Source organism: Streptomyces sp. NPDC016845 (assembly GCF_044332585.1).
Classification (GTDB): Bacteria; Actinomycetota; Actinomycetes; order Streptomycetales; family Streptomycetaceae; genus Streptomyces.
This window is the reverse complement of record NZ_JBIRPI010000010.1, coordinates 26,082-51,245: the sequence shown is the minus strand read 5'-3', so window position 1 is coordinate 51,245 and position 25,164 is coordinate 26,082. Positions and strand designations below refer to the sequence as shown.

Genomic DNA, 25,164 nt, shown 5'->3' with positions numbered 1-25,164 from the left:
CTTGCGGGGGCGCTCTCGCCGATCACCCCACGGCCGTCCTCCGGCGCGGACTACCATCACCCCATGACCCGTGTACTGCTCGCCGAGGACGACGCGTCCATCTCGGAGCCACTGGCTCGCGCCCTGCGCCGGGAGGGTTACGAGGTCGAAGTGCGCGAGGACGGACCGGCCGCGGTCGACGCCGGACTGCAGGGCAGCATCGACCTCGTCGTCCTCGACCTGGGCCTGCCCGGGATGGACGGTCTCGAGGTCGCCCGGCGGCTGCGCGCCGAGGGGCACACGGTGCCGATCCTGATCCTCACCGCGCGCGCCGACGAGGTGGACACCGTCGTCGGCCTCGACGCGGGCGCCGACGACTACGTCACCAAGCCCTTCCGCCTCGCCGAACTCCTCGCCCGCGTCCGGGCCCTGCTCCGGCGCGGCGCCGCCGAGCCGAAGGAGGCCCCGGCCACGCACGGCGTCCGGATCGACGTGGAGTCGCACCGCGCCTGGATGGGCGACGAGGAACTCCAGCTCACCGCGAAGGAGTTCGACCTCCTGCGGGTGCTCGTGCGCGACGCGGGCCGGGTCGTCACGCGCGACCAGCTGATGCGCGAGGTCTGGGACACCACGTGGTGGTCCTCGACGAAGACCCTCGACATGCACATCTCCTGGCTCAGGAAGAAGCTGGGCGACGACGCGGCGAACCCCAGGTACATCGCGACGGTGCGCGGCGTGGGCTTCCGCTTCGAGAAAAGCTGAGCGGAACCGAACCCCCCCGGCGCTTGAGGAGCGGGGTACGGGGCGGAGCCCCGTGACGGCAACTCCAGCGCGGGGCCACAGTCCGGGACACTGAGACAATGCGCCGCCGACTCATCAACTCCACCCTCGCCGTCGTCCTGGTGGTGATCGCCGTCTTCGGGGTCTCCCTCGTCATCGTGGAGACCCGGACCATCAGCAACAGCGCCCAGGACCGCGTCGAGTCGGAGGCGGTCCGCCTCGCCTCCATCGTGGACAGCCGCCTGCTCAGCGACGAACAGGTCAGCCGCGACATCCTCGCCGACCAGATCGCCATGGAGGAGCGGTACGCGGTCGTCGCCATCCCGGGCCGCGCCCCCATCGAGCTGGGCGCGGAACCGCAGGGCGACGTCATCACGTACACCGCCGAGGGTGAGCGGGGCGAGAAGGTCACCGTCGAGGAGCCCCGCTCGGCCGTCACCCGCGAGGTCGGCCGGACCCTGCTGATCATCGCGGGCGTGGCGCTGCTCGCGGTCGTCGCCGCCGTGCTGCTCGCCGTCCGCCAGGCCAACCGGCTCGCGTCCCCGCTGACCGACCTGGCCTCGACCGCGGAGCGCCTCGGCTCCGGTGACCCGCGCCCGCGCCACAAGCGCTACGGCGTCCCCGAGCTGGACCGCGTCGCCGATGTCCTCGACGGTTCGGCCGAGCGCATCGCCCGTATGCTCACCGCCGAGCGGCGCCTGGCCGCCGACGCCTCGCACCAGCTGCGCACCCCGCTCACCGCGCTCTCGATGCGGCTCGAAGAGATCACCATGACCGACGATCTCGCCGAGGTGAAGGAGGAGGCGACGATCGCGCTCGCGCAGGTCGAGCGGCTCACCGACGTCGTGCAGCGGCTGCTCACCAACTCGCGCGACCCGCGCACCGGCTCGGCCGTCACCTTCGACCTCGACGAGGTGATCAAGCAGCAGCTGGAGGAGTGGCGCCCGGCCTACCGCAGCGCGGGCCGCGCCATCGTCTCGTCCGGAAAGCGCCACCTCACGGCGGTCGGCACGCCGGGCGCGGTCGCCCAGGTGCTCGCCGCGCTGATCGAGAACTCGCTGATGCACGGTGGCGGCACGGTCGCCCTGCGCACCCGCGTCACCGGCAACCAGGCGGTCATCGAGGTCACGGACGAGGGGCCGGGCGTCCCGACCGAGCTGGGTTCGAGGATCTTCGAGCGGACCATCAGCGGCCGGAACTCGACGGGCATCGGCCTCGCCGTCGCCCGCGACCTCGCGGAGGCCGACGGCGGCCGGCTCGAAATGCTCCAGGCGGCACCGCCCGTCTTCGGCCTGTTCCTGTCGCGCACCCCGGTGAGGAAGAACGCGGAGGGCGACGAGGACCCGGAGACGATCCGCTGAGCAGCCCGTACGCCACCTACGGCTTGACGCGGTGGACGGGCTTCGCCTCGGGCCCGTCCTCCAGGAACGATTCCGCGCGCGCCACGGTCTCCCGCGCCGGCAGCGCCTTGAAGACCCAGGTCCGGTACGACCAGAACCGGAACAGGGTCGCGAGCCCCATGCCGAGGAACTTGAAGACGTTGCTCTGCAGCTGGCTGTCCCAGTGGAACGCGTACGTGGCCACGTACAGGACGCCGTTCTCGATGACGAGGCCGACGACGCTGAACAGCAGGAACAGCGACAGTTCCTTCGCGCGGCCGCTCTTGTCGCGGTCGCGGTAGGTGAAGTAGCGGAACCCCACGTAGTTGAAGGCGATCGCGACGACCGTCGCGATCACGCTGGCCCGCACGACCTGGAGGTCGGTGCCGTGCCGCATCGCGTTGAACACCGCGAAGTTCACGAGCACGCCCAGCGCGCCCACGACGCCGAACTTGGCGATCTCGCGGGCCAGGGCGTCGAAACGCTGCCGCAGTGCGCCGATACGGCCCGGCCGCACCCCGCTGTCCGCACCGGATGTTCGGCTGGTGGTCGCCTTCATGTGGTCGCCTCAGCCCCCGTAGTCCCCGTCAACATGGTCACGCGATCCGTCAGGACCACTCCCGTCATGCTAACCACGCGCTCCGGAAGTCGCCCGGTGACGACGTTTGTGGATCTTCCTCCAAGGGGAGGCCCGTACGGGTTCCGGCCGAACGGCCGATACCCTGGGGGTGTGACGTTCCCGGTAGTCGGCATGGTCGGCGGGGGCCAGCTCGCTCGTATGACACACGAGGCGGGCATCCCGCTCGGCATCAGGTTCAAGCTCCTCAGTGACACTCCTCAGGATTCCGCGGCGCAGGTCGTCGGCGATGTCGTCGTGGGCGACTATCGCGACCTGGACACGCTGCGCGAGTTCGCGCGCGGCTGTGACGTGATCACCTTCGATCACGAACACGTGCCGACCGAGCACCTGCGGGCCCTGGAGGCGGACGGCATCCCCGTCCGCCCCGGACCGCACGCGCTGCTCTACGCCCAGGACAAGGGCGAGATGCGCGCGAAGCTCACCGCGCTCGGCGTCCCGTGCCCGCGCCACCGCATCGTGCGCGACACGGCGGACGTGGCCGCGTTCGCGGCGGAGGGCGACGGCTTCCCCGTCGTCCTCAAGACCGTGCGCGGCGGCTACGACGGCAAGGGCGTCTGGGTCGTGCGCTCCGAGGCGGAGGCGGGTGAGCCCTTCAAGGCGGGCGTCCCCGTCCTCGCGGAGGAGAAGGTCGGCTTCGTACGGGAGCTGGCGGCCAACGTCGTGCGCTCGCCGCACGGACAGGCCGTCGCCTACCCCGTCGTCGAGTCCCAGCAGGTCGACGGCGTGTGCGACACGGTGATCGCCCCGGCGCCCGGCCTGGACGAGGCGCTCGCGGGCGAGGCGCAGGAGCTGGCGCTGCGCGTCGCCAAGGAGCTGGACGTCGTCGGCCACCTCGCCGTCGAACTCTTCGAGACCCGCGGACCCGACGGGAAACCCGGCATCCTCGTCAACGAACTGGCGATGCGCCCGCACAACTCAGGCCACTGGACCCAGGACGGCGCGATCACCTCGCAGTTCGCCAACCACGTCCGCGCCGTCCTCGACCTCCCGCTCGGCGACCCGCGCCCGCGCGCGAAGTGGACGGTCATGGCCAACGTCCTCGGCGGCGACTACCCGGACATGTACAGCGCCTACCTGCACTGCATGGCCCGCGACCCCCAGCTGAAGATCCACATGTACGGCAAGGACGTGAAGCCCGGCCGCAAGGTCGGCCACGTCAACACCTACGGCGACGATCTGGACGAGGTCCTCGACCGCGCCCGGCACGCGGCCGGATACCTGAAGGGCACGATCACCGAGTGAGCGCCGCACGCACCGCCGGCCCCGTCGTCGGCATCGTCATGGGGTCGGACTCCGACTGGCCCGTCATGGAGGCGGCGGCGAAGGCCCTCGCCGAGTTCGAGATCCCCTACGAGGTCGACGTCGTCTCCGCGCACCGGATGCCGCACGAGATGATCTCCTACGGGGAGCAGGCCGCCGAGCGCGGCCTCAAGGCGATCATCGCGGGCGCGGGCGGCGCCGCCCACCTGCCCGGCATGCTCGCCTCGGTGACCCCGCTGCCCGTCATCGGCGTCCCCGTGCCGCTGAAGTACCTCGACGGCATGGACTCGCTGCTCTCCATCGTGCAGATGCCCGCCGGGGTCCCGGTCGCCACCGTCTCGGTGGGCGGGGCGCGCAACGCGGGGCTGCTCGCCGCGCGCATGCTCGCCGCGCACGACGAGGAACTCCTCGGCCGCATGCGCGAGTTCCAGCAGGAGCTGAACGACCAGGCGACGGAGAAGGGCAAGCGGCTCCGGGCGAAGGCGGAGGGCGCCGGGGCCGGTTTCGGCTTCGGCAAGTGAGCGGTACGTACGTGATCTGGGAGTGTGCGGCATGACGGACGAGGCGTTGCAGCAGGCCAAGGCGATACTCGCCGAGTTCCCTGTCGTCGACGGTCACAACGACCTGCCGTGGGCGCTGCGCGAGCAGGTCACCTACGACCTCGACGCGCGGGACATCGCCGCCGACCAGAGCGCCCACCTGCACACCGACCTGGCGCGGCTGCGTTCGGGCGGCGTGGGCGCGCAGTTCTGGTCCGTCTACGTACGCACCGACCTGACCGGCGACGCGGCGGTGAGCGCCACGCTCGAACAGATCGACTGCGTCGACCAGCTCGTCGCGCGCTACCCGGGCGACCTGCGGGCCGCGCTCACCGCCGCCGACATGGAAGCGGCCCGCGCGGAAGGCCGCATCGCCTCCCTCAAGGGCGCCGAGGGCGGCCACTCGATCAACAACTCCCTGGCGACGCTACGGGCCCTGTACGCGCTCGGCGTCCGCTACATGACGCTCACCCACAACGACAACATCGCGTGGGCGGACTCGGCGACGGACGAGCCGGGTGTAGGCGGCCTCTCCGCGTTCGGCCGCGAGGTCGTCCGGGAGATGAACCGCGAGGGCATGCTCGTCGACCTGTCGCACGTGGCGGCGACGACGATGCGCGCCGCGCTGGACACGACAGCGGCACCGGTGATCTTCTCGCACTCCTCCGCGCGGGCCGTCTGCGACCACCCGCGCAACATCCCCGACGACGTCCTCGAACGGCTCCCCGCCAACGGGGGAGTGGCGATGGCGACCTTCGTGCCGAAGTTCGTCCTCCAGGCCGCCGTCGACTGGACCGCCGCCGCCGACGACAACCTTCGCGCGCACGGCTTCCACCACCTCGACTCCTCGCCCGAGGCGATGAAGCTCCACCGCGCCTTCGAGGAGACCCACCCGCGCCCCGTCGCCACGGTCTCCACGGTCGCCGACCACCTCGACCACATGCGCGAGGTCGCGGGCGTCGACCACATCGGCATCGGCGGCGACTACGACGGCACGTCCTTCACCCCCGACGGCCTGAACGACGTCTCGGCCTACCCGAACCTGATCGCGGAGCTGGTCGCCCGCGGCTGGTCCAGGCCGGACCTGGCGAAACTGACGTGGAGCAACGCGGTGCGGGTCCTCGGCGCGGCGGAAGCAGTGGCCCGGGACCTCCGGACGACCCGGGGCGCGTCCAACGCAACCCTGAACCAACTGGACACCTGACACAGCCCTGAGCCAACGGTCCGCTTCCCACCCCGAGCACCCGGCCCCCCGACCGCTTCCCACCGACCCTGGGACCAGCGGCCCCGCCGCGGCCCAACCGCCACCCGAGCAGTTGACCACCCGAGCCGCCCCCGCCCCCGCCTTGGGCAATCTGCCGCCTGGGGCGGCAGGGTGGGCAAGGCGGCCCCCCAGCGCGGGGTGGCTGTGCGGGTGAGGTCGCGCGAGAACTCGGCGGCTCCCAGCGCCGGGTGGCCGTGCGGGTGGGCTCGCGCGGGAACTCGGTGGCCTCCAGCGCCGGGTGGCGGTGCGGGTAGGCCCGCGCAAGAGCAAGGTCACCCCGGCGCCACCCACCGCGAGACAGGGCCCGCGCACGAACCGTGCCTCAGCACCGGGCCACGGTGAAGACGGGCCGCATACCGAACGCCGGGTCACCTTGGACGCGTCCGTGACTCCGTTCGGCTCACCCAAGTCCCCCGAACGGCGCCGCCCACCGCGTACCCGCCCCACCCTCCGTGCCAATCTGAGCGAACCGCGTGTCCCCACCTCTCCCCGGCCGGAGCCGTGCCCATGGCAGACCTACAGGACGAACTGACCGCGACCACGGGCGTGGGCGAGCTCGACAGCCCCGCCGCGCTGGACGAACCCCGTCTGCCCGAGCCGGAGCCCGAACCCGGGACCGGCCCCGCCCGGAGTGCCGCCTCGGCCCGCGACCTGCTCCACCGGCACCCGGTCGCCGACGGCTGCTGCGGACTCCTGGGCACGCTGCCCACCCTGCCCTGGTACGACCTGGAAACGGGCGAGCACGCCGTGGAGACGGATCTGCCGCGCCTGCGCGAGGGCGTTACGGGCGCGCTGATGTGGGCCCTCGAGACGGCCCCGGACCGCCCGGTCACGTCGGCGCTGGAACAGATCGACCTGGCCAACAACGTCGTCGCCCGCTACCCGGAGGGCCTGCGCCTGGCGCGCTCCGCCTCGGAGACCGCGGACGCCCGCGCCCACGGCCGCATCGCCGTACTCGTCGGCCCGGCCCCGGCCACCGCCGCTGGCGACTCCCTGGGCACGCTGCGCGCCCTGCACCACCTGGGCCTGCGGGTGCTGACGCTCAGCGGCGCGCCGTGGGCCCCGCAGGACGGCCTGACCCGGTTCGGCGAGGAGATGGTCCGGGAGATGAACCGTCTCGGCATGGTCGTCGACCTGACCGGCTCGGCCCCGGCGACCTGCGCCCGTGTCTTCGCCGTGTCGAAGGCCCCGGCGATCCTCACCCGCTCGGGCGCCGGGGCCCTCAACAGCCACCCGGACAACGCCTCGGACGACCTCCTGGCGGCCCTGGGGGAGAACCGGGGCGTGTGCCTGGTGCCGTGTTCGGCGGCGCGCACGGGCCCCGCCCTGCGGGACGTGGCCGACCACCTCGACCACGTACGCCGCGTCGCGGGCCCCGGCGCGGTGGGCCTGTCCGGCATGTACGACACCGGGGACACGCACCCCGAGGGCCTCGCCGACTCCACCGGCTACCCCGCGCTGATCTCCGAACTCCTCGACCGGGGCTGGCCGGAGACCGACGTCGCGCTGCTGACCTGGGGCAACGTACAGCGGGTGCTGCGCGGCGTGGAGTTCACGGCCCGCGATACGCGACGCCGCAGGGGCCCGTCGGCGGCGACCTGCTAGGACGCGGCGCAGAGGCAGAACGGGTGTCCGACCGGGTCCGCGTACACCCGCCAGCTGCGGCTCTTGTCCTCGTTGTCGAGCACGGTCGCGCCGAGCGCCAGGACCTCCTTCTCGGCGGCGTCCAGGTCCGCGACGGTCAGGTCCAGGTGGAACTGTTGCGAGGACTCCGCGGAGGGCCAGGCGGGCGGCGTGTACCCGGGCGCCTTCTGGAAGGCCAGCTGCGCCCCCGGCACCTTGAGGACGACCCAGTCACCGTCGTCCTCGGTGTCCGTGACGGTGCCGTCGAGGACGGCCGCGTAGAAGTCGGCGAGCTCGCGCGGTTCCGGACAGTCGAGGGCGACGACATCGAGCTTGGCGATGGCCATGATTCTCCTTCGGTCACGGTTGCTTCGGTCACGGTCGCTTCGGTTACCCCTAAGCACCCTTAACCGGTAACGCGTTACCGCATGCTGCCGCAAAAGGGGTAACGTCGCAAGCATGAGTGAGCGCGCGTCCGCACCCGGCGGCCTTGCCCTGATCGAGGCCCTGGTGAACACGGTGCGAGACATCGCGACGGGCGCCGACACACTGGGCTCGGCGGAGGTGCGCGAACACTTCGGCATCACAGCGGCGGAGGTCGACGAGGCGCGCGCACTGCGCGAATCCCTGCGCGCCGCCTGCCTGGCCCACGCGGGCCACCCCCCGCACCGTACGGTGACCCCGCTCGGCGAACTGCTGGCGAAGGCCCCCCTGCGCGTGGTGGTCGACGACCGCGACGGCTCCGCGGCCCTGGTCCCGGTCGACGCCGCGCTCCTGCTCTCCCGGGTCGCGGCGGCGATCGCCGAAGCCGTCGGGGACGGCACCTGGTCCCGCCTCAAGGCGTGCGAGGCGGCGGACTGCGGCTGGGCCTTCTACGACCGCAGCCCGGCCGGCCGTGGCCGCTGGTGTTCGATGGCGGTCTGCGGCGCCCGCGCGAAAATGCGCCGCTACCGGGCGAAGTAGGCCGCTTTCAGGGGCGCGAAGAACTGCGCAACGGTTCACGCCGCACGCCCACGCCCATGCGCCCCGAAGGCCAGTCGCGAACGCCCCGCAACGGGGCGGACGAAGACGCGCCCTGCGCGGAATCCCCAGGCGGAAGCCCTACGCGGACGGGCGCCCCATCGCCCGATACGTCCACCCGGCCTCCCGCCAAGCAGCCGCGTCCAACGCATTGCGCCCGTCCAGGATCACCCGCGCCGAAGCGACAGCGCCGAGCTCCGCCGGGTCGAGCTCCCGGAACTCCCGCCACTCCGTCAGATGCAGGACGACATCGGCACCCCGCACCGCTTCGAGCGCTGACTCCGCGTACCCGAGCGTCGGGAAGACACGGCGCGCGTTCGCCATGCCCTTCGGGTCGTAGACCGTGACCTGGCCGCCCTGGAGGTGGATCTGCCCGGCGACGTTCAGCGCGGGCGAGTCCCGTACGTCGTCGGAGTCCGGCTTGAACGCGGCGCCGAGCACGGCCACCCGCTTGCCCAGGAACGCCCCGCCGCCGAGCGCCTCACGGGCCATCTCGACCATCGCCCCGCGCCGCCGCATGTTGACGGAGTCGATCTCGCGCAGGAACGTCAGCGCCTGGTCGGCGCCGAGCTCACCGGCGCGCGCCATGAACGCCCGGATGTCCTTGGGCAGACAGCCGCCGCCGAACCCGATCCCGGCCCGCAAAAACTTGTGCCCGATCCGGTCGTCGTAGCCGATCGCCTCCGCCAGCTTGGCGACGTCGCCGCCCGCGGCCTCGCAGACCTCGGCCATCGCGTTGATGAAGGAGATCTTCGTGGCGAGGAAGGAGTTGGCCGCCGTCTTGACCAGCTCGGCGGTCGGGAAGTCCGTGACTACGAGCGGCGTGCCCTCGTCGAGCGGGGTCGCGTACACCTCGCGCAGCAGCTTCTCGGCCCGCTCGCTGCCGACGCCGACCACGATCCGGTCCGGGTGCAGCGTGTCGTTCACGGCGAAGCCCTCGCGCAGGAACTCCGGGTTCCACGCCAGCTCCACGCCCTCCGGGAGCAGCCCGGCGAGCCGGTCCGCCGAGCCGACCGGCACGGTCGACTTGCCGACGACGAGCGCGCCCTGCTTCACGTGCGGGGCGAGGGAGGCGAACGCGGAGTCCACGTAACTCATGTCGCACGCGTACTCGCCGTGCTTCTGCGGGGTGTTGACGCACACGAAGTGCACGTCACCGAAGTTCCCGGCCTCAGCGAAGTCCATCGTGAACCGCAGCCGCCCGGTGGAGCCCTCGATCCCGGCGACGTGCTTGCGCAGCAGCTCCTCCAGACCGGGCTCGTACATGGGGACCTCGCCCCGCGTGAGCATGTCGATCTTCTCGGGCACGACGTCCAGGCCGATCACCTCGAAACCGAGCTCGGCCATGGCCGCGGCGTGCGTGGCGCCGAGGTAACCGGTACCGATCACGGTGATTTTCAGGGCCATGACGAAGCTCCAGAGGTGTGGCTGCGCGTGTGCGGGACGAGCATAGTCGTGGCGTGACAGGGTCGATCCGCGGGCAAGTTCCCGGCTGTCGCGCAGGTCACGTATCGGTGGCGCGGCCCGAGAACTAAAATTTGGGTTACTTAACGGTAATTAGCAGCGCTTGGAGCGTGAGACACCTTGGCCGGATCGGCGTCCAACCCGGAGTTCGACCTCTACCGCCCGTCCGAGGAGCACGACATGCTCCGCGAGGCCATCCGCGGTCTGGCCGAGACGAAGATCGCGCCGCACGCCGCCGCGGTGGACGAGGAGGCCCGCTTCCCGCAGGAGGCGCTCGACGCGCTGGTCGCCAACGACCTGCACGCCGTGCACGTCCCCGAGGAGTACGGCGGCTCGGGCGCCGACGCGCTCGCCACGGTCATCGTGATCGAGGAGGTGGCGCGCGCCTGCGTCTCGTCCTCCCTGATCCCGGCCGTCAACAAGCTGGGCTCGCTGCCCGTCATCCTCTCCGGCTCCGAGGAGCTGAAGAAGAAGTACCTGGGCCCGCTGGCCAAGGGCGACGCGATGTTCTCGTACGCCCTCAGCGAGCCGGACGCCGGTTCGGACGCGGCCGGCATGAAGACGCGCGCGGTGCGCGACGGCGACTCCTGGGTCCTGAACGGCGTGAAGCGCTGGATCACCAACGCGGGCGTCTCCGAGTACTACACGGTCATGGCGGTCACCGACCCGGAGAAGCGCTCGAAGGGCATCAGCGCCTTCGTCGTCGAGAAGTCGGACCCGGGTGTCTCCTTCGGCGCCCCGGAGAAGAAGCTCGGCATCAAGGGTTCGCCGACCCGCGAGGTCTACTTCGACAACGTCCGCATCCCCGCCGACCGCATGATCGGCGAGGAGGGCACCGGCTTCGCCACGGCGATGAAGACCCTCGACCACACCCGCATCACCATCGCCGCGCAGGCGCTCGGTGTCGCCCAGGGCGCCCTCGACTACGCCAAGGGCTACGTCCAGGAGCGCAAGCAGTTCGGCAAGCCGATCGGCGACTTCCAGGGCATCCAGTTCATGCTCGCCGACATGGCCATGAAGATCGAGGCCGCCCGCCAGCTCACGTACGCGGCCGCCGCCAAGTCGGAGCGCGGCGACAAGGACCTCACCTTCCAGGGCGCCGCCGCCAAGTGCTTCGCCTCGGACGTCGCCATGGAGGTCACCACCGACGCCGTCCAGCTCCTCGGCGGCTACGGCTACACCCGCGACTACCCGGTCGAGCGCATGATGCGCGACGCCAAGATCACCCAAATCTATGAGGGCACGAACCAGGTCCAGCGCATCGTCATGGCCCGCAACCTGCCGTAGAACCTCTTGAGCGAACGCGCACGCCCCTGCTGGCATCGGCAGGGGCGTGCGCGCATGTAACGGGTGGCCGTCACCGCCTCCCGGAAACCTGGCACAACACTTCGTACGTCTTTGCCCGTAGGCAACAGAAGACGCCACGAAGGGGGAACCGGCGTAGAGCAGCGACGGTCGGCGCTCGCCGAACGGATCACTGAGCGGAGAGGGGGTGTCGGCGACCCCCGCGCACTGGTCGGTGAGATGAGACGTTCGGTGCTGCTGGTGCCGGTGTCCGGCGGCGGACTCTGGTCGGTGCGGTCGGGCGGGGTGCGCTGGGTGTGCGGGTTCACCGACGAGGTGGCGCTCGCCCGGTTCGCGCGGTCGCGCACGGGTGGTGATCAGCCCATGGAGTACGCGGCACTGCTGGGCGCCCGCATCGTCGACGAGGTCGTGCCCTCACTGGACGAACCCGCGGGCCTGGCCGTCGACATCGCGACCGAGGACGGATCGATGTTCTTCCCGCCGGTCGTCGGCATCGTTCCCGTCGCCGAGTTCGAGCACGACGCACAGCTCCACCTCACCCGCGTCACCAACCCACAGGGTCTGACCTGGGACTACGAGTATGACGCCGCCGGTGACATCGTCTCCGAGACCGACTTCGACGGACGCACGCTCACCTGTCGGATGGACGCCGGGGGCCAACTGGCCGCGCGGACCGACGCGCTCGGCGGCACCATCGCCTTCGAGCGTGACGAGCTCGGCCAGGTGATCCGCAAGGACGTCGACGGCCGCGTGACGACCTACGCCCATGACCGCGCGGGCCGCCTCCTGGAAGCAGCGGGCCCGGACAGTGAACTGCGCTACCAGTACGACCGCCGGGGCCGGGTTAAGACGGAACTGGTCGACGGCCGTGCCACCTCCTACGCCTACGACGCCCTGGGCCGCCGCAAGCGCGCTCCGGTTCGATCCGGTGAGCAGGAACGTCAGTCCGGGCGGTCTGCACGCGGACGCGCCGGAGGACTTCCGCCTGGAGGTGACCGCGGACCTCTGCCGCGGCCCGGGGGACACCGTGCTCACCTGTCTGCGCGACCTCGACGTCCTCGACGAGCCGTTGGAGGCCCGCATCGGGATCGCCCCGGACGTCGCGCTCCTCGTCCAGCACGGCACCGTCGTCGGCTGGAGCCCGACCGACCCGGTCCAGTACCTGACCAGCGGATTCGCCGCTCCCGACCCGGCTCCCGCCGCCCAGGCCACTCGGCGGCTGTTCACCGAGAGCCTGAATCCGACCACCTCGCCGCTGCTCGACGATGTGCAGCACCGGGTCCCGTCGGCCAGGCCCTGCGCGCCCAGCGGGAGGACCGCCACCGGGCCGACGCCTTCCTCGCCCTCATCGGCGACCTGTACGAGGAGTACGGGGGCAGGTGACGGCCCCGGGTGTCAGTTGCCGGAGACGGTGACCTTCTCGTCGTTGTTGAACTGGTCGACGAGCTGCTTGACCTTCGTCTTGTCCCAGAGCAGGTTCCCGCCGACCGAGCCGCTCGTCGGCATGTTCATGGACTTGCCGTCACCGTCGCCGCCGGAGACCGACTTCATCGCCATGAACATGGAGGCCAGGTTCCACAGGCTCATGTCCTTGTCGACGACGAGCGAGTCCAGGCCCGCGCCGAGCGTCGGGTAGAGCTTGAAGGGGTTCATGACGGTCGTCGGGGACGCCACCTTGTGGGCGAGGGCCGCGAGGAACGCCTGCTGGTTCTTGGTGCGCTGAAGGTCGGACGCGGCGAACGCGTGGCGCGTACGGACGAAGGCGAGGGCCTGCTGGCCGGTCAGGGTCTGCTTGCCGGCCTTGAAGTCGGCGCCCGACCACTTGTCCTTGAACCCTTCCTTCAGGTTCATCTCGACACCGCCGACCGCGTCGACGATGCTCGCGAAGCCGCCGAAGCCGATCTCCGCGTAGTGGTCGATGCGCAGCCCCGTGTTGGCCTCGACGGTGCGCACGAGCAGCTCGGGGCCGTCCTCGGCGTACGCCGCGTTGAGCTTCGTCTGGCGGCCGGTCGCCGGGTAGAGCTTGCCGGACTCGGCGCCCTTGAAGCTCGGGATCGTGACGTTCGAGTCGCGGGGGAGGGAGACGAGCGTGTCCCCGTTGCCCCCGACGTGCAGGATCATCATCGTGTCCGTGCGCTTGCCCTTGGCGGAGCCGGTGTGCAGCTCCTTCTTCTGCTCGTCGGACATGCCCTCGCGGCTGTCGGTGCCGACGATCAGGTAGTTGGTGCCGTCGCCGCCCTCGGGCCGGTCGATGACCTTGGACAGGTCGACGTCCCGGTGGAGCTTGGAGTCGGCCCAGAAGTACGTGGAGACGCTCGTCACCACGACGACGGTGACCACGGTGATCGCGGTCCACTTGATGCGCTTGCGCCAGTTCGGCGCCGGACGCGCGGTGCGTCCGGCCGGCGGGCCGTAGCCGTCGCCACCACCGCCACCGCCGCCCTGGCCGTGATTGGGCTGGCCGTAGACCTGCCCCGTGTTGTAACCGCTGTCGTACGGCGGTTCGTACGTGTCGTCGTAGCCGGGCTGGGGCTGCTGCTGCGGAACGGGCCGCTGCACATGTGGCATGACACGCGCGCCCTCGGGGCGTGCGTTCGCGCTGCCACGGCCGTAGCCGCCACGGCTGCCGCCGCCCTGCCGGTCGCTCCGCCCCTCGGGCCAATCGCTCATGGACTCAGTCTGCCGTGCGCGGCGGTGTGCTTTACAGGGCGGTCGAGAATTCGGGCCAGGGCTGTTGCGAAGCTGACACAAAGGCGCGGCGCATAGGGTGGAGGGCATGACAGACCAGGCCCACGGCACGGAATCTGATATTCCGGGCAAGCCGACCGCAGCTTCCCGCACGACGTTGTCGCACATCATGACGCACAACGACACCAACCTCCTCGGTACGGTGCACGGCGGTGTGATCATGAAACTCGTGGACGACGCGGCGGGCGCGGTCGCGGGCCGGCACTCCGGCGGCCCTGCCGTGACGGCCTCCATGGACGAGATGGCGTTCCTGGAGCCGGTCCGCGTAGGAGACCTCGTTCATGTAAAAGCCCAGGTCAACTGGGTCGGCCGGACGTCCATGGAGATCGGCGTCCGGGTCCTCGCCGAGCGCTGGAACGAGTCGGCGCCCGCCCAGCAGGTCGGCTCCGCGTACCTGGTCTTCGCGGCGGTCGACGGGGACGGCAAGCCCCGCGCGGTCCCACCGGTCATCCCGGAGACGGACCGCGACCGCCGCCGCCACCAGGAGGCCCAGATCCGCCGCCAGCACCGCTTGGCGCGCCGCCGAGCCATCAAGGAGCTGAGGGCCCGAACCAGCCCCTCCGACGTTTCTCGAACAAGCCCCTCCGGCGATTGAGGAGCGGGGTCCGGGGCAGAGCCCCGTGACCCGCACGTCAAGGGGCCCGAGCCGGCTCAAGAGCACGCCACCTCATCCCCGGTGACAGCCCCGTACTCCCCCTGATACGCATCCTCGGCCCGAACCTTCCGCACCCCCGCGTAATCCGCCCCCACCCTGACCTTCATCACGGCCCCCTGCCCGGGAACCGCCTGCAACCGCGCCCCGGGCACCGCCGCGGCCAGCGACTTCGCGGACCGGTCCCAGCGCGGGTCGAACAGCACGACCGTCTGCTTCCCGGAGCGATCGGCCGCGTCGACGGGGGCCCCGGTCGTCTGGAACCGGGTCGCGGCAAGCGCGGCATCCGCCTTCCTGCCCAGCCCCGCCGTCGTCGTCGCGTTCTCCACCTGCACCCGGATCTGCTCGGGCGAGACGTCGACGACGACCGCCTTCCTCCGGTTCTTGTGCACGGCGAGCGGCTTGTCCTCGCGCAGCGCCGCGAACAGCTTCCCGGACTTCACCGGGTCCCATTTCACGGTGGAGCCGATGTTCGGCACGGGGAAGTCGATGTTGCCGATCGGCACGGTCGTGAACTCCGAGGACGACGGCGTGAAGGACCGCATGGCGCGCGCGAGGCCGACCATCTCGTCCGTCCCGAACCCCTCGTCGGCGCGGACGGAGCCGAGCAGCGTACGGGCGACCTCGCGGAACCTGACGGGGTTGAGGAGCACCCCGGTCGAGGTCGTCTTCGAGATGAGCGAGGCGAGGAAGCGCTGCTGGCGCTGCATCCGGCCGAGGTCACCGGCGCCGTCGGTGTGCCGGGCCCGTACGTACTGCAGCGCCTGCCCACCGTTGAGCTGGTGCGTGCCGACGCCGAGGTCGAGTCCGGTGTACGAGTCCTTGAGGGGGCGGACGGTGCAGACCTGGACGCCGCCGAGGACATCCACGGTCTTCATGAAGCTGGTGAAGTCGACCTCCAGATAGTGGTCGATCTTGACGTGCGTCATGTTCTCGACGGTACGGACGGTCAGTTGCGGGCCGCCCTCCGCGTAGGCCGCGTTGATCTTCACGGGGTGCGCGTGGTGCTGCTCGCCGCTGTTCTCGTCGGTGTGCGGCGGCATCATCGCGTACGAGTCGCGCGGCAGGGAGACGACGGAGGCGCGCTCGTGGTCGGCGGAGATGTGCACGATCATGATCGTGTCCGTGCAGTGGCAGGGCGCCCCGCCCAGCCGGTACTTCTGCCGCTCCTCAGCGGTGATCTTGTCGCGCCCGTCGGTGCCGACGAGCAGGACGTTCATGCCGTGCCCGGCGGCGGGCCGGTTCTTCATGTCCTTGAACGGGTCGATGCGGTCGATACCGGTGTCCAGCCCCAGGACGAGCGCGTGCCCGAGCCCCGCCGCGGCGAGCACCGTCACCGACAGCGCCGTCGCGAGCCGCATGCCCCACCGGGCCTTCTTGCGGCGCAGCGGCTCGACCGGCCGCCGGCCCTGCGGAGGCCGCGATGGGCGGTTCGGGCGGGCCGGGGAGCGGGGCGGCGTGGGCACGGGCGGACACCTCCGCGTGAGCGGGCTGGGAATCCGAGAACCGTAGGCCGATACGATCTCCAGACCGCGGCAGCGGGCCGGACGGCGCGCATTCATGTCCCCCATTGGCGGTAACGTGACCAAGGATGAACGTGAACTCTGGAAACCAGCTTCCGGCCGTCTCCGTGATCATGCCGATCCTCAATGAGGAGCGGCACCTGCGGGAGGCCGTCGAGGCCATCCTGGCGCAGGAGTACGACGGCGAGATGGAGGTCGTGCTCGCGCTCGGCCCGTCCACCGACCGTACGGACGAGATCGCCGCGCAGCTGGTCGCCGAGAACCCGGCCGTGCACACCGTGCCGAACCCGACGGGCCGCACCCCCGCCGCGCTGAACGCCGCGATCAAGGCGTCCAGCCACCCGGTCGTCGTCCGCGTCGACGGGCACGCCGCGCTCTCGCAGGGCTACATCGCGACCGCCGTCCGCCTCCTGGAGGAGACCGGCGCGATGAACGTGGGCGGCATCATGCACGCCCAGGGCACCAACGACTGGGAGAAGGCCGTCGCCGCCGCGATGACCTCGAAGATCGGCGTGGGCAACGCCGTCTTCCACACCGGCGGCACCGCCCAGCCCGCCGAGACGGTCTACCTCGGCGTCTTCCGCCGCGAGGCCCTGGAGCGGCAGGGCGGATACAACGAGGAGTTCATCCGCGCCCAGGACTGGGAGCTGAACTTCCGCATCCGTGACGCGGGCGGCAAGATCTGGTTCTCGCCCGAGCTGAAGGTCGCGTACCGCCCGCGCCCGTCCGTCAAGGCGCTGGCCAAGCAGTACAAGGACTACGGGCGCTGGCGCCACGTCGTGGCCCGCTACCACGCGGGCTCCATCAACCTGCGCTACCTCGCGCCGCCGACCGCCGTCGTCGCCATCGCGGCGGGCATCGTGGTGGGCGCGGCCGTGACACCGTGGGCGTTCGTGATCCCCGCCGGCTATCTCGCGGCGATCGTCGCGGGCTCCCTCCCGGCCGGCAAGGGCCTGCCGCTGAAGGCGCGCGCCCAGATCCCCGTAGCCCTCGCCACGATGCACATGTCGTGGGGCTGGGGCTTCCTGACGAGCCCTAAGTCGCTCGCCAGGAAGGTCATCGCCTCGCGCCGTCCGACGGTGCACAGCGAGCCCGCCACCAGCTGACCGACAGGCCCGCCCGGTGGAGAAAGGCTCTACCAGGTGAACGCCGGATTCACGTGCATGCAGTCGCCGTCGTCGGCCCCGTTGAGCGTCTGGTCCGACTTCGGCGCCTTGTCGTCGGTCGCGGTCTTCGGATACGCGGTCCCGGTCCGCCAGTCCGCGCCCACGGTCAGGGTCACCCCGGACACGTCCGTCGACTTCCCGACCGAACTCAGCGGCAGTCCGAGGGCCTTGGCGACCCGCTGCGCGTCACCCTCCAGGTCGGCCGACGGATAGCGGATCACCGTCTTCTCCTCCACCGACGACTGCCCCTGGTCCGCGACCGCCTGGGCGAACCCCTTGCCGATGAGGGACTGCGCCACCTCGGAGGCGCGTCCCCGCGTCGCGGGCGCCGTAAAGGTCCGCGTCCCGTTGCGCACCTGCACCGCGATCTCGCCGTCCGGCGCGGCCGGGTCCTTCGAGGTCTCCTCCTTCGCGGGCTTCTTCACGTCCTTGCCGTCGAGCGCGATGTCGTCCCGGACGAGCCGGAACAACTGCTCCGCCTCCCCCTCCTTGGGGGCGACGCGGGCACCCACGTACACGAACGGCATCGTCGTCATGGTGATGCGGCCGGGCTCGGGCTTCTTCAGCTCGTTGCTCAGGTCGTACAGCTTCTTGACGGTGTCCAGGCCCTCGTCGACATGGAGGGCGGCGGTCGCCTTCTCGGCGAGCGTGCGCAGCTTGCCCGGGTTGGAGAACGTGGCGTTCTCGCGCAGCTCGCGCACCATCGAGCTCATGTACATGTGCTGCGCCTTGGCGCGCGCGATGTCACTGCCGTCCTCGAAGCCGTAGCGCGTCCGCAGCCACTGCAGGGCCTGCACGCCCTTGATGGGGTGCGTGCCCTCCTCCAGCTTCAGTCCGGAGCCGTGGCCCTGGCTGTCCTTGGAGTGGATGTTGGCGTCGACACAGACGGGGACGCCGCCGATGGCATCGGCCATCGACACCACACCGGAGAAGTCGACCATCATGAAGTGGTCGATGTGGATACGGGTCAGCTGCTCCCACGTCGCGACCGTGCAGCCGGGCCCGCCTCGGCCGAGGGACTCGTTCGTCATGCGCCGCCCGACCGTCGCCTCGTACTCCTTGCCGGTCTTCGGATCGGTGCACTTGGGCAGCGGGAGCAGGGTGTCGCGCGGCATGCTGACCACCGACATGTTCGTCCGGTCCGCCGACAGGTGTACGAGCATCTGCACATCGGCCAGCGGGGTGCCGCCGAAGGTCTCCTTGGCGCCGCCCAGTTTCTGGTTCTCCTTGTTGTCGCGCGCGTCGGAGCCGATGAGGAGGATGTTCAGGGGGGTCTGGCCCGCCGCGTTGGGTGTGGGAGCGGCGACCTTGTGCTCGCCGAGGTTGAGCTTGTCCGTCTTGATGTTGCCGTTCAGGTGACGGTAGTAGAGGTAGCCGGCCCCGGCCGTGCCGACGATCAGGACCGCGACGACGCCCGCGGTCCAGCGCAGTATCCGGTGTTTGCTTCTCCTGGGCCGTCCGCCCGCGCGCCGACGGTCCCGGGGCGTACGGTCCGGGGGCCCGGCGCCGTCGACCGCGGCCGACACCGCGACGTCCGCCGCGTCCGCCGCGTCCCCGTCCCGGCCCTGTTCACCGACGTGAGCCGCCGTCTCCTGCTGGATCTCCGACCGCGTATGCACTCCGCGCACACCACTTCGCCCCATGTCCTGCCCCGCCCTCCCCGCCCTTGGCCATGACTCGGCCGCCCCGCTGTCTCAGAGAGTCAGACAGTTGAAGGGCGGCCGAGGTTGGTCACTTGGCGCACACAGTCTTGTCAGCGGTCGTCTTCGGCGCGTCGACCTTCGCCGTACCACCGCTGATGGGCGTCCCCGCGCCCTTGAAGTCCTTGCCGAGGATCAGAACGATCGCGGGCAGCCCCTGATCGTTCTTCTCGCTCTGCCCTTCCTTCAGGGCGGATCCGGGCAGCCCCATGATGTCGGCGAGGCGCCGGGCCTGGTCGGCCTGGTCGGGCGAGTACTCCAGCGTCGTCTTGGCCTGCGTCGGCTTGTTGCCCATCTGGCTGGACTTGGCGACACCCTCGCTGACCTGCAGCCACGTCAGGGTCGCCTGGGCGGCGCCGGTCTGCCCGCTGCCGTTGTAGAGGTCGACGCGGACGTCACCGGCGGCGGACTTGGTGCCCTTGAGCTTGTCGTCGGCCGCGTTCTTCTTCTGCTTCTTCTGCGTCTGGGTGAGCGACGTGTCGTTCTTGATGGCCTCGAACACCTGAGGTGCGGCCGAGTCCTTCAGCACGACGGTGGCGTGGACCTTCTCGGCCGGATTGTCGACGACCGGGGTGGTGACGAAGCTGAGGTTCTTGGTCGGCACCTTCTTCAGCTCAAGAGCCACGTCCTTGAGCTTGGACAGACTGCCGATGCCCTTGTCGACGGTGAGCGCCTTGGTCGCGGCCTCGGCGAGGCCCGTCAGCTTCGTCGGACTGGTGAGGGTGTCGCCCGAACTCATCTTGCGCGCCAGGGAGCTGAGGAACTGCTGCTGCACCTTGATGCGGTCGAGGTCGCCCTGGTTGCCGAAGCTGTGCCGGGTGCGCAGGAACGCCAGCGCGTCCTCGCCCTCCAGGTTGTGCGTGCCCGCGTCGAGCTTGAGGTGCGAGTCCTCGTCGTCGACGTCCTTGGCGAGACACACCTCGACGCCGCCCACCGCGCTGGACAGGGTCTTCACCGCGTTGAAGTCCGCCATCATGAAGTGGTCGACGGTGATGCCCGTGACCGCCTTGATGGTCTCCATGGTGCAGCCGGCGTCGCGCCCGTCCTGCCCGAGGCTGGTGTTGAACCGGACGTCGGACGTGCCCGGGATCGTCTTCAGCTCGCCGCTCTCGGGATCCTTCACCTGGCAGTCCGGCACGTCCACGATGAGGTCGCGCGGGATGCTCAACGCGGTCGCGTTCGTGCGGTCCTTGGAGACGTGCAGCAGCACATTGGTGTCGGCGTGCCCGACGCTGCCCTTGTCGCCGTAGCCCTCGTTGCCCTTGCCGGTGCGCTTGTCGGTGCCGATGACGAGGATGTTGAACGCCTCGTCCTTGGAGAAGCCATTCTTCGCGCCGACGACGTCCTGCGTGGTGATGTTGCCGTCGAGGTGCCGGTAGTAGAAGTACCCGCCCGCGGCAGCGGCCAGCACGACGAAGGCGAGGCTGCCGGACGACCACAGCAGCACCTTCTTCGCCGTGGACTTCTTCTTCGGCTTCGAACGCCGCCGGTTCGACGCCGGGGGCGGCGCCTGCGGCTCACGCCGTCTGCTGCGCTGCGGCGGCACGTCCTTGGCGGTCGGTGGCTCCCGCCGCTCGCGCCGCCCCTGTGGGGGTGCGGTGCGGCGCGGGCCGGGCACCGTCGACTGCCCAGAGGAAGGGGTCAGTCGCAGTTCGTAATCACCAGTGCGGGGGTTGAGTACCCACTGGTCAGCGGGATCGATGTCATCGGCCCGCCCACGGCCTTGCGCGTCCACGGTTGTCTGCATCCTCCGTCGGGGCCACGCGGCGCCTCGCCCCCCTCACCAGCAGGCGCCCGGTCAGTCGATAAGCGGTGCGCGACCGCGCCGGGACAGCATGGCCGGGTGCACCGGATCGCTCACACTATCCGCCCAGTTCAGCGTCGAGCGACGGCGGTGACAAATTCCACTCCCCTACAACCGGTCATTCCGGCGCATTTCTTTGAACCTGTGTGCCGGCTGATGGCTTGTGCTTCACCCCGGGGCGGGTGTGGCGCCTCAGTCGCACGCGTTCTGGCGCGCGGTGTTGCCCCGGAAAGTGGGCGCGGGGGAGGGCGTGTCGGCGGCCGGGGACGGCTCGGGCCTGCCGTCGTCCCAGCCACCGTTTTCGTACGTGAGGTCGTACCCGTCGCCCTCCTCGTCGGCCTCCTCCTCGCCCTCGTAGGTCTGCTCGCTCCCGGTCGGCTGGTCGGCGGGTGCCTTCTTCGAGACGACGACGGGGGAATCGGTGCGCAGCTGGGTGAAGAGCCGGTCGGCGGCGGGCTGGACGAGCTGATCGCGGTTGGCGTCGTAGGCGTACGACTGCCGGGGCACGGTCAGGAACTGGATGCGCTCGGCCGGGATGCCGCGCATGCCGCGCACGAGGTCGTAGAGCCCGCGCAGGCTGGCGAGACCGCGATCGGTGGTCAGGGACGACGTGGCGGCGTCGAGCACCGGATAGAGCTTCGTCGGATTGAGGAGCACCCCATCGCTCTGCGCTTTGGTGACGAGGGCGCCGAGGAACCGCTGCTGCCGGTCCATGCGATCGGTGTCGCTGCCGTTGCCGAGGGTCTTGCGGACGCGGACGTAACCGAGGGCCTGCTCGCCGTCGAGCAGCTGCCGCCCGGCGGCCAGGGAGAGATGTGCGTCGGCGTCCCGGATCGGCCGGTCAAGACAGACCTCGACACCATCGACGGCATCGACCATGTTCTTGAACCCCTGGAAGTCGACGACCATGTGATGGTCGATCCGCACGCCGGTCATCTTCTCGACCGTACGGATGGTGCAGGCGGTGCCGCCGACCTCGAAGGCGTAATTGAACATGGCGAACATGGGCTCGGTACGGCCGCCGTCCCCCTTCCGGCAACCAGGCATGTCGACCATGAGATCGCGCGGGAAGGAGACGGCGGTGGCGCTCCTGCGGTCGGCGGCGACGTGCAGGAGGATGGTGGTGTCGGAGCGCTGGGTACCGTCGCTGCGCCCGTACTTGCCGTTCTTCCCGGCGCGGGAGTCGGAGCCGATGAGAAGAAGGTTCTGGGCCCCTTCCACCAGGACGCTGGGGCGCTCCTTCTCATAGCGGGCGAGTTCGGCGGCGGTGTCCGAGTCCTCGGTGATGTTCCCGTTGAGCTTCTCGTACGCCATCCAGCCCGTACCGCCCGCCACGAGCACGAGCAGGGCCGCCGCGATCGCCGAGTACCGCAGCCATCTCCTACGCCTCCGGGAGCGTCCGGCGCCGGTCGGGGAGGAGCCGCCGCCCGGTCCGGACGGCGCAGGCACGGCGGCGGAGTCGGTCACGTAGGTCCCCCTCGGGCGACGTAGAGAACGCGGGCACGTCTCTACGACCATGGACCCAGCGGCGCCGCCGGACTCAGGGGAGCTGAGCCGAACGGACTAGCCGGCCCGGGCCCCGGCTATCGGGCGACGGCGGTGACCCGCTCGCTCTCCACGCGCTTGGCGAGGCCCTCGTCGTCGAGGCGGCCGAGGTTGCGGCACAGGACGACGGAGCCGCCGGTCGCCAACGGGGCGAGGAGCCCGGCGCTCAGCCCCTCCCAGCTGTCGTACGACAGCCCGGACAGCAGCCGCGAACCAGGACCGGTGAGACCCAGCCCGGCGGCATCGGCGCTCGCCTTCGCCACGACCTCGGCGCCGGTCAGCTCGGTGCCGGAGACGGCGAGCGCGGGCTCGTCCGGGCCGACGGGTGCGAAGGGAGCGAACCGGTCCCCCTGCGACGGCACCTCCACCGCGTAGTCCACGAACCCCTCGGGCGTCTGCGGGAACCGTCCGCCGAGCGGCCGCAGCGCGAGGGCGATCCGCTCGCCGGAGCAGGCGCGGGCGGCGTCGAGGGTGTCGGGCCCGCTGACGACGATGTCGGCGCCGGCCGCGTCGCCGTCGACATCGGCGACGACGCCCACGGACGAACAGGCCAGCAGCCATACGGCGGTCTGCCAGTGCGCGGGCAGCAACAGGGCGACGCGGTCGCCGGGTTCGGCGTTCAGCTCGCCCTGCAGCAGGTTCGCGGTCTTGGCCACCCAGTTGGCGAAGGTGGCCACGGACAGCTCCACGCGTTCCCCGGTGGCGTCGTCATAGAAGGTGACGAGCGGCCGCCCCGGGTCAGCGGCGAGCGCATCCTGCAGGAGCTGGGCGGGGGTCCGAGACACGAGATTCACCGGGCCACCCTAACGCCGCGACCTGGAGCCCCGGCCCATCCGCACGGTGCCCCGGCCCTGGGCGAGGCGGACTCAAGCCCTGGCGTCCTTGAACGGTGCCCCGGCGCTGGGCGAGGCGGACTCAAGCCCTGGCGTCCTTAAACGGTGCCCCGGCGCTGGGGTGCCGCCTTGCCCACCCTGCCGCCCCAGGCGGCAGATTGCCCAAGGCGGGGCGCACGGTGCCCCGGGCGGCGGGTGGGTGAGGGAGCGGCAGATTGCCTGAGGTGGGGTGCAGGCGCCCGGGGCGGGGCCAAGCTGCAAAGAAGGGGGTTACATGGCCGCGGCCCGGCGACGGGATGGGGCACCAACGCGCGCTCGCGATGGGACCGGAGGGGACGTGTCGGGGTGCCCCCGCAGGACTCCGCCCCAATGGAGCGCAGGACGAGGCGCCTATGGCGGACAGCGGGGGAGGAGACCGATCCGGTCGAGGAGGCACCCCGGCACGGCCCCGCCCCACCACCCGACGGACCGCGCCTTCCAGCGCCCTGGCAGGTAGAACGGCACGGCCCTACCCCCCCAGACCGCGTACCGACAGGCGCCCGCCTGACACCCAGTCACACCCGTATGGCACTCCCCAATGGCCCGATCGCCCCGATATGGCCACGATCATGGGCATGCGTGGATTCCTTGCTTCCTCGATCGGCGTCACCTGCGCGGCCGCCCTGGCCCTCCCGGCGGCTTTGCCCTCGCACGCCGTGACGACCCAGGACACCCTCCCGGGCGGCACCCAGTCCCTGGCCCTCACCCCGCCGACCGCGACCCCCCGCGCCACCCCGCACCTGCCGCAGCGCGAAGTCCGCCCGTTCTCCCTGGTCGGCGTCGTCTGGGACGACCCGAACGCCGAGCTGCACGGCCGCGTACAGGTCCGTACCCGTACGACCGGCACGGGTACATGGTCCGCGTGGCAGCCCCTGGAGACGCACACCGACGACGCCCCCGACCCGGAGGCCCCCGAACGCGCCGCAGGCCACACGCACGGCTCGACCGCCCCGCTCTGGGTGGGCGACTCCGACGGCGTAGAGGTCCGGATGGAGGGCGAGAACGCGGACAAGACCCGCACCACACCCCCCGAGCCCTTCCCGAGGGGCCTCCGCCTGGACCTGGTGGACCCGGGCCCGGAACCGACGGACCCGGGCCCGGAACCGACGGAGCCGACGGGGCTGACAGAGCCGACGGAGCCGACGGCAGCAACCCCTCAGGCGGAGACAGAACCCGAAGCGCCCCCCGCAAAAACAGCACAAACAGCCCAAACCCCCACCACCCACACGGCCCCCCGCCCAAGCATCACCACCCGCAAGGGCTGGGGCGCAGACGAAAAGCTCCGCGAGAAGAAGCTCGGCTACACGAAGAAGGTGAAGGCGGCGTTCGTGCACCACAGCGCGACCGGCAACAACTACACCTGCTCACAGGCCCCTTCAGTCATCCGCAGTATCTACCGCTACCACGTCAAGAGCAGTGGCTGGCGCGACATCGGCTACAACTTCCTCATCGACAAGTGCGGCCGCATCTACGAGGGCCGGGCGGGCGGCGTCACAAAGCCGGTCATGGGCGCCCACACCCTCGGCTTCAACTCGAACAGCACGGGTATCGCGGTCCTGGGCTCGTACAGCAGCACGAACCCGCCCGCCGCCGTGGCGACCGCCCTCGCCAAACTCACCGCGTGGAAGCTCGGCCTGTCGGGCGCGAATCCCGCGGGGACGACATATCTCAAGTCGGGCGGTGGCAATCTCTACGCCAAGGGAAAGAATGTGCGACTGCACGTGATCTCCGGCCACCGGGACGGCTACGCAACCGATTGCCCGGGGAGCCGTCTCTACAAGAAGCTCGGCACGATCCGCAGCAGCGCGGCCCGCCTCCAGGGCCGCTGACGCCGGCCGGCCGGGGCGCGACACGGTCTGCATACACTGGCCGGCCGAAAGACAGTTCGGCCGGCCCCAGCA

At 70.8% G+C, this 25,164-nt stretch carries 20 protein-coding genes and 2 pseudogenes; 13 read left to right on the top strand and 9 right to left on the bottom strand.

What is annotated here, in order from left to right:
• The first annotated feature begins 63 nt into the window (after window positions 1-63).
• Window positions 64-741: a response regulator transcription factor gene (locus ACH4RC_RS23875; RefSeq protein WP_398204274.1), complete on the top strand. Its 678-nt coding sequence runs from the start codon at window positions 64-66 to the stop codon at window positions 739-741.
• A 98-nt stretch (window positions 742-839) separates the two neighbouring features.
• Window positions 840-2,120 carry an ATP-binding protein gene (locus ACH4RC_RS23870; protein ID WP_398204273.1) on the top strand — a complete coding sequence of 427 codons (1,281 nt, stop codon included), beginning with the start codon at window positions 840-842 and terminating at the stop codon, window positions 2,118-2,120.
• Between the two features lie 16 nt (window positions 2,121-2,136).
• Here ACH4RC_RS23870 and ACH4RC_RS23865 read toward each other — a convergent pair whose 3' ends face one another.
• Window positions 2,137-2,697, bottom strand: coding sequence for a GtrA family protein (locus ACH4RC_RS23865; protein ID WP_398204271.1), 561 nt, complete (start codon window positions 2,695-2,697; stop codon window positions 2,137-2,139).
• Window positions 2,698-2,868: 171 nt separating this feature from the next.
• On the opposite strand from ACH4RC_RS23865, the gene ACH4RC_RS23860 reads away from it, so the two are divergent.
• The 4 genes from ACH4RC_RS23860 (at window position 2,869) to ACH4RC_RS23845 (ending at window position 7,446) form a co-directional block, all read left to right on the top strand.
• Window positions 2,869-4,020: a 5-(carboxyamino)imidazole ribonucleotide synthase gene (locus tag ACH4RC_RS23860; RefSeq protein WP_398204269.1), complete on the top strand. Its 1,152-nt coding sequence runs from the start codon at window positions 2,869-2,871 to the stop codon at window positions 4,018-4,020.
• 38 nt (window positions 4,021-4,058) lie between these two features.
• Entirely contained in the window at window positions 4,059-4,559 is a 501-nt protein-coding gene (gene purE / locus ACH4RC_RS23855) for a 5-(carboxyamino)imidazole ribonucleotide mutase (RefSeq protein ID WP_398204660.1), read from the top strand.
• A gap of 31 nt (window positions 4,560-4,590) precedes the next feature.
• On the top strand, window positions 4,591-5,781 hold the full coding sequence (locus ACH4RC_RS23850) for a dipeptidase (protein ID WP_398204266.1): 1,191 nt from the start codon (window positions 4,591-4,593) through the stop codon (window positions 5,779-5,781).
• A gap of 567 nt (window positions 5,782-6,348) precedes the next feature.
• Complete coding sequence (locus tag ACH4RC_RS23845; protein ID WP_398204264.1) at window positions 6,349-7,446, top strand: membrane dipeptidase; 1,098 nt, start codon at window positions 6,349-6,351, stop codon at window positions 7,444-7,446.
• Here the strand turns inward: ACH4RC_RS23845 and ACH4RC_RS23840 are convergent.
• Window positions 7,443-7,811 (bottom strand): VOC family protein, encoded by a 369-nt coding sequence (locus ACH4RC_RS23840; protein ID WP_398204262.1) that lies wholly within the window; start codon window positions 7,809-7,811, stop codon window positions 7,443-7,445. The two genes, ACH4RC_RS23845 and ACH4RC_RS23840, sit on opposite strands and share 4 nt — an antisense overlap.
• Before the next feature lie 112 nt (window positions 7,812-7,923).
• Here ACH4RC_RS23840 and ACH4RC_RS23835 point away from each other — a divergent pair, with 112 nt between their 5' ends.
• Window positions 7,924-8,427: a CGNR zinc finger domain-containing protein gene (locus ACH4RC_RS23835; RefSeq protein ID WP_398204259.1), complete on the top strand. Its 504-nt coding sequence runs from the start codon at window positions 7,924-7,926 to the stop codon at window positions 8,425-8,427.
• Window positions 8,428-8,565: 138 nt separating this feature from the next.
• On the opposite strand, the gene ACH4RC_RS23830 is transcribed toward ACH4RC_RS23835, so the two are convergent.
• Window positions 8,566-9,891: a UDP-glucose dehydrogenase family protein gene (locus ACH4RC_RS23830; RefSeq protein WP_398204256.1), complete on the bottom strand. Its 1,326-nt coding sequence runs from the start codon at window positions 9,889-9,891 to the stop codon at window positions 8,566-8,568.
• Between the two features lie 177 nt (window positions 9,892-10,068).
• Between ACH4RC_RS23830 and ACH4RC_RS23825 the strand changes: the two genes are divergently transcribed.
• The 3 genes and pseudogenes from ACH4RC_RS23825 to ACH4RC_RS23815 all read left to right on the top strand — a co-directional run.
• Window positions 10,069-11,235: an acyl-CoA dehydrogenase gene (locus ACH4RC_RS23825; RefSeq protein WP_398204253.1), complete on the top strand. Its 1,167-nt coding sequence runs from the start codon at window positions 10,069-10,071 to the stop codon at window positions 11,233-11,235.
• Between the two features lie 237 nt (window positions 11,236-11,472).
• A pseudogene (locus tag ACH4RC_RS23820) lies at window positions 11,473-11,760 on the top strand (hypothetical protein); the annotation flags it as partial.
• Window positions 11,761-12,231 (top strand): annotated as a pseudogene (locus ACH4RC_RS23815) (hypothetical protein); the annotation flags it as partial.
• 417 nt (window positions 12,232-12,648) lie between these two features.
• Here the strand turns inward: ACH4RC_RS23815 and ACH4RC_RS23810 are convergent.
• Window positions 12,649-13,923 (bottom strand): LCP family protein, encoded by a 1,275-nt coding sequence (locus ACH4RC_RS23810; protein WP_398204251.1) that lies wholly within the window; start codon window positions 13,921-13,923, stop codon window positions 12,649-12,651.
• Window positions 13,924-14,029: 106 nt separating this feature from the next.
• Between ACH4RC_RS23810 and ACH4RC_RS23805 the strand changes: the two genes are divergently transcribed.
• Window positions 14,030-14,596, top strand: a complete 567-nt coding sequence (locus tag ACH4RC_RS23805; RefSeq protein ID WP_398204248.1) for an acyl-CoA thioesterase — start codon at window positions 14,030-14,032, stop codon at window positions 14,594-14,596.
• Between the two features lie 56 nt (window positions 14,597-14,652).
• Here the strand turns inward: ACH4RC_RS23805 and ACH4RC_RS23800 are convergent, their stop codons facing one another.
• On the bottom strand, window positions 14,653-16,119 hold the full coding sequence (locus ACH4RC_RS23800; protein ID WP_398204246.1) for an LCP family protein: 1,467 nt from the start codon (window positions 16,117-16,119) through the stop codon (window positions 14,653-14,655).
• 125 nt (window positions 16,120-16,244) lie between these two features.
• Here ACH4RC_RS23800 and ACH4RC_RS23795 point away from each other — a divergent pair, with 125 nt between their 5' ends.
• Entirely contained in the window at window positions 16,245-17,282 is a 1,038-nt protein-coding gene (locus ACH4RC_RS23795; RefSeq protein ID WP_398204243.1) for a glycosyltransferase family 2 protein, read from the top strand.
• A gap of 29 nt (window positions 17,283-17,311) precedes the next feature.
• Here ACH4RC_RS23795 and ACH4RC_RS23790 read toward each other — a convergent pair whose 3' ends face one another.
• The 4 genes from ACH4RC_RS23790 to ACH4RC_RS23775 form a co-directional block, all read right to left on the bottom strand.
• Window positions 17,312-18,985: an LCP family protein gene (locus ACH4RC_RS23790; protein ID WP_398204240.1), complete on the bottom strand. Its 1,674-nt coding sequence runs from the start codon at window positions 18,983-18,985 to the stop codon at window positions 17,312-17,314.
• 88 nt (window positions 18,986-19,073) lie between these two features.
• Window positions 19,074-20,777, bottom strand: coding sequence for an LCP family protein (locus tag ACH4RC_RS23785; RefSeq protein ID WP_398204657.1), 1,704 nt, complete (start codon window positions 20,775-20,777; stop codon window positions 19,074-19,076).
• Window positions 20,778-21,038: 261 nt separating this feature from the next.
• Window positions 21,039-22,313: an LCP family protein gene (locus ACH4RC_RS23780; protein ID WP_398204238.1), complete on the bottom strand. Its 1,275-nt coding sequence runs from the start codon at window positions 22,311-22,313 to the stop codon at window positions 21,039-21,041.
• 116 nt (window positions 22,314-22,429) lie between these two features.
• Complete coding sequence (locus ACH4RC_RS23775; RefSeq protein WP_398204236.1) at window positions 22,430-23,185, bottom strand: TIGR03089 family protein; 756 nt, start codon at window positions 23,183-23,185, stop codon at window positions 22,430-22,432.
• 653 nt (window positions 23,186-23,838) lie between these two features.
• Between ACH4RC_RS23775 and ACH4RC_RS23770 the strand changes: the two genes are divergently transcribed.
• Window positions 23,839-25,092, top strand: coding sequence for an N-acetylmuramoyl-L-alanine amidase (locus ACH4RC_RS23770; RefSeq protein ID WP_398204234.1), 1,254 nt, complete (start codon window positions 23,839-23,841; stop codon window positions 25,090-25,092).
• Window positions 25,093-25,164 lie beyond the last annotated feature (72 nt).

What these genes read in the sequence shown, in the direction of transcription:
- ACH4RC_RS23810 (WP_398204251.1), bottom strand. Translation starts at nt 13,923, where the DNA reads ATGAGCGATTGGCCCGAGGGGCGGAGCGACCGGCAGGGCGGCGGCAGC.
- ACH4RC_RS23835 (WP_398204259.1), top strand. Translation starts at nt 7,924, where the DNA reads ATGAGTGAGCGCGCGTCCGCACCCGGCGGCCTTGCCCTGATCGAGGCC.
- ACH4RC_RS23870 (WP_398204273.1), top strand. Translation starts at nt 840, where the DNA reads ATGCGCCGCCGACTCATCAACTCCACCCTCGCCGTCGTCCTGGTGGTG.
- ACH4RC_RS23795 (WP_398204243.1), top strand. Translation starts at nt 16,245, where the DNA reads ATGAACGTGAACTCTGGAAACCAGCTTCCGGCCGTCTCCGTGATCATG.
- ACH4RC_RS23865 (WP_398204271.1), bottom strand. Translation starts at nt 2,697, where the DNA reads ATGAAGGCGACCACCAGCCGAACATCCGGTGCGGACAGCGGGGTGCGG.
- ACH4RC_RS23830 (WP_398204256.1), bottom strand. Translation starts at nt 9,891, where the DNA reads ATGGCCCTGAAAATCACCGTGATCGGTACCGGTTACCTCGGCGCCACG.
- ACH4RC_RS23805 (WP_398204248.1), top strand. Translation starts at nt 14,030, where the DNA reads ATGACAGACCAGGCCCACGGCACGGAATCTGATATTCCGGGCAAGCCG.
- ACH4RC_RS23875 (WP_398204274.1), top strand. Translation starts at nt 64, where the DNA reads ATGACCCGTGTACTGCTCGCCGAGGACGACGCGTCCATCTCGGAGCCA.
- ACH4RC_RS23850 (WP_398204266.1), top strand. Translation starts at nt 4,591, where the DNA reads ATGACGGACGAGGCGTTGCAGCAGGCCAAGGCGATACTCGCCGAGTTC.
- ACH4RC_RS23770 (WP_398204234.1), top strand. Translation starts at nt 23,839, where the DNA reads ATGCGTGGATTCCTTGCTTCCTCGATCGGCGTCACCTGCGCGGCCGCC.
- ACH4RC_RS23840 (WP_398204262.1), bottom strand. Translation starts at nt 7,811, where the DNA reads ATGGCCATCGCCAAGCTCGATGTCGTCGCCCTCGACTGTCCGGAACCG.
- ACH4RC_RS23790 (WP_398204240.1), bottom strand. Translation starts at nt 18,985, where the DNA reads ATGGGGCGAAGTGGTGTGCGCGGAGTGCATACGCGGTCGGAGATCCAG.
- purE (WP_398204660.1), top strand. Translation starts at nt 4,059, where the DNA reads ATGGGGTCGGACTCCGACTGGCCCGTCATGGAGGCGGCGGCGAAGGCC.
- ACH4RC_RS23845 (WP_398204264.1), top strand. Translation starts at nt 6,349, where the DNA reads ATGGCAGACCTACAGGACGAACTGACCGCGACCACGGGCGTGGGCGAG.